Below are 2,752 nucleotides of genomic sequence, written 5' to 3'. Positions count from 1 at the left end.
ACCTGGCACCTCTACCGCAAGGTGGTCGAGCCGGAGCAGATCCGGCCGGTGCGCCGCCCGATGTAGAGGTAGGCCCGTAGGGTGCGTTGGGATTCAGGTCAGGGCGCCATTCGCGGCCGGCCTCACCTGAATATCAATGCGCCCTATCTCTGCGCCTCGGTCGCCATCTTGAGCGCCAGCGCCGTCAGCACCGTGCCCATCATCCAGCGCTGGACGACCAGCCAGAACGGTCGTCCGGCAAGGAAATTCGCGATCGAGCCGGCGGTCACCGCGATGATGGCGTTGACGGTGAGGCTGATCGAGATCTGCGTCACGCCAAGCACCAAAAGCTGCGACAGAACATGGCCCTTGGCCGGATTGATGAACTGCGGCAGCAGCGACAGATAGAGCACCGCGACCTTCGGGTTGAGCAGGTTGGTCATCAGCCCCATGACGAAAAGCTTGCGCGGCCTGTCCCTGGGCAATTCGCGGACCTGGAAGGGCGAGCGTCCGCCGGGCTTGAGCGCTTGCCAGGCGAGCCACAACAGATAGAGCGCGCCGGCGAAGCGCAGCGCGTCGTAGGCAAAAGGCACGGCGAAGATCAGCGCCGTGATGCCTAAGGCCGCCGAGATCACGTAGAACAGGAAGCCCAGCGCCACGCCGCCGAGCGAGATCAGCCCCGCCTTCGGCCCTTGCGACAGCGAGCGCGAGATGAGGTAGATCATGTTCGGGCCGGGTGTGAGCACCATGCCCAGGCAGATCAGCGCGAAGGTGAGGTGGTTGGCGGCGTCAGGCATCGGGATCTCCGGAAAGTTCCCGAGATGTGCGCCGCTTCGTCAAACGTCGCAAGGGCTTGATGGGATTGCCCTTTACGCCAGCTCGCCTTACCCGACCACGCGCAGGTTCGACAACTCGTTGGCGATTTCCTTGAAGTTGTCGGACAGCGTCGCCCCCGTTGCGTTCCAGAACAGTTTTGCCGGTTTGCTGGGATCGGTCGGATCCTTGCGGAAGCGGGACTCGGAAGAGCATGCTTTCAGCGCCGCCATGGCCTTCTGGTCGCTCGAGCTGGTCGAGGACATGTCGAGCGCCACCGTCATCACCATGATATTGCCGGCCTTGGCATTGTCGCACAGCTTCGCCATTTGCTCGTTCATCGCCGCGGTGTAGTTGCTCGACGAATAGTTGAACTGGCCGATCGCGCTCGACGTGCCGCCGAACAGGCGGGTGACCGAGGTGCCGTTATAGCCGACGCCGGTATAGCCATAGGCGGCATAGGTCGACTTGTTGCCGGCCGGGTCCGAGCTGACCGTCGAATAGGTGTTCTCGCCGTCGGTGAGCACGATGACCACCTTGTCGTTGCCGCGCTCGGTTTCCGGCCTCCCCTCGGTGAAGGGCGGGGCGCTGGAGACGGTGCGCCAGCCCCAGGCCATGCCTTCGGGCACATTGGTGTTGCCGTTGGGCTGCATCAGGTCGATCGCCGCCTTGATGGCTGCGAGCCCATCGGTCTGGGTGACATCGGTGAGCGGTGTGATTGGCGTGGTGGTGCAGCTGTAGTTCGGGCCCGCGCCCTTCGACAGCACCGGCGCATCGATCGGCCGCGGCATGAAATACTTGGCCATGTTCGACTGCCTGGTCTTGCCGGTGGTGCTCGACGGGTCGTCGTTCCACCAGCTGTTGGCGGCGCCGTAGGTGACCGGGTTCGGCTCGTCGGGATCCTGCGTCACTTTCCAATGGTTGCCGGGTTCGTCCGGCGCGAACATCGGCACGAACATGGTCGCCGGATCTCCGACGCCGATGCCGGTGTTGTTGGGGCCGCCGGAGGCTGGCGTGTCGTCTACATTGTAGGGATATGGCCGCACTTCCACGCAACCCTGCCAGCTGGCGAACGGGCCATAGGTGTCGTTGTAGTCGTATTCGTCGTGGCTATCGGAACAGGTATGATTGGATCGGTACTTGTCGCAGACGACCCGCTTGCTGCCGGCGATGCGTTCGTGGCTGGTGACGACCTTCATATCCCGATAGAGCTCGAATCGGGTCAATATCTGGCCTTCCGCCGGACCCCAGCCGGTGCCTTTTTTATACCAGATGCCGTTGATTTTCTGAGCGTATTTGTCGGGGGCGTTTAGCGTCGACCAGTCGAAATTCTCGTTGGCGATCGGCGACAGCCCGTAGGTGTCCATCCAGGGGGCGTTGTCGTTGCTCGGCCCGACATTGACCGAGGCCGCGAATGGCACGAGGCTGAACTGCACCGGCTTGTCGATCTGCTTGATCTGCGCTGCCTGCAGCGCCAGCGTGTCGACGAGTTGCTTGGCGGCCTGCTTGAGCAGGTCGATGCGCTTCTGTCCCGAGCCGGTGCCGGGCGTTGTCATGGAGCCCGAATTGTCGAGCACCATCGCCACTTCCAGGGTGTTCTTCAGCCGCACCTGGGAACACATCTCGACCTGGATCGGCTTATGCGCGTCGCCGTCTGATGCGCCGCTGAGCAGCGCCGCCGCCGGATGGAAATAGGGATGATAGGTGAGCGTCGCGCAAAGCTTCATCAAGCCGCCGCCGGTTTGGCTGCTCGGCAGCGCGACATCGAGCGCAATGTTGGCGGGATCGATGGCGTTGAGATTGGAATTCAGGAAGGCAGCCGCATAGGCCTTGATCTCGTCGTCCGACGCACCCTGCGAAAGGCGCACCGCGGAGGCGAAATTGGCCGAGTCGAGCGCGTTGAGCACCATCTGCTTCTCGCGGTTGAGCTCGGTGAAGTCGACCCCCACCGCCAAGGCTC

At 63.1% G+C, this 2,752-nt stretch carries 2 protein-coding genes; both read right to left on the bottom strand.

Translation table 11 applies throughout. The features are described 5' to 3' along the window. Positions 1-143 precede the first annotated feature (143 nt). Positions 144-776 (bottom strand): LysE family translocator, encoded by a 633-nt coding sequence (locus EOA24_RS33310; RefSeq protein ID WP_126083172.1) that lies wholly within the window; start codon positions 774-776, stop codon positions 144-146. A gap of 87 nt (positions 777-863) precedes the next feature. Further along, positions 864-2,747, bottom strand: coding sequence for a pilus assembly protein (locus EOA24_RS33305; RefSeq protein ID WP_245501909.1), 1,884 nt, complete (start codon positions 2,745-2,747; stop codon positions 864-866). Positions 2,748-2,752 lie beyond the last annotated feature (5 nt).

Origin of the sequence: Mesorhizobium sp. M2A.F.Ca.ET.039.01.1.1 (assembly GCF_003998035.1) — a bacterium.
Classification (GTDB): Bacteria; Pseudomonadota; Alphaproteobacteria; order Rhizobiales; family Rhizobiaceae; genus Mesorhizobium.
This window is presented reverse-complemented; position numbering and strand designations above follow the sequence as displayed.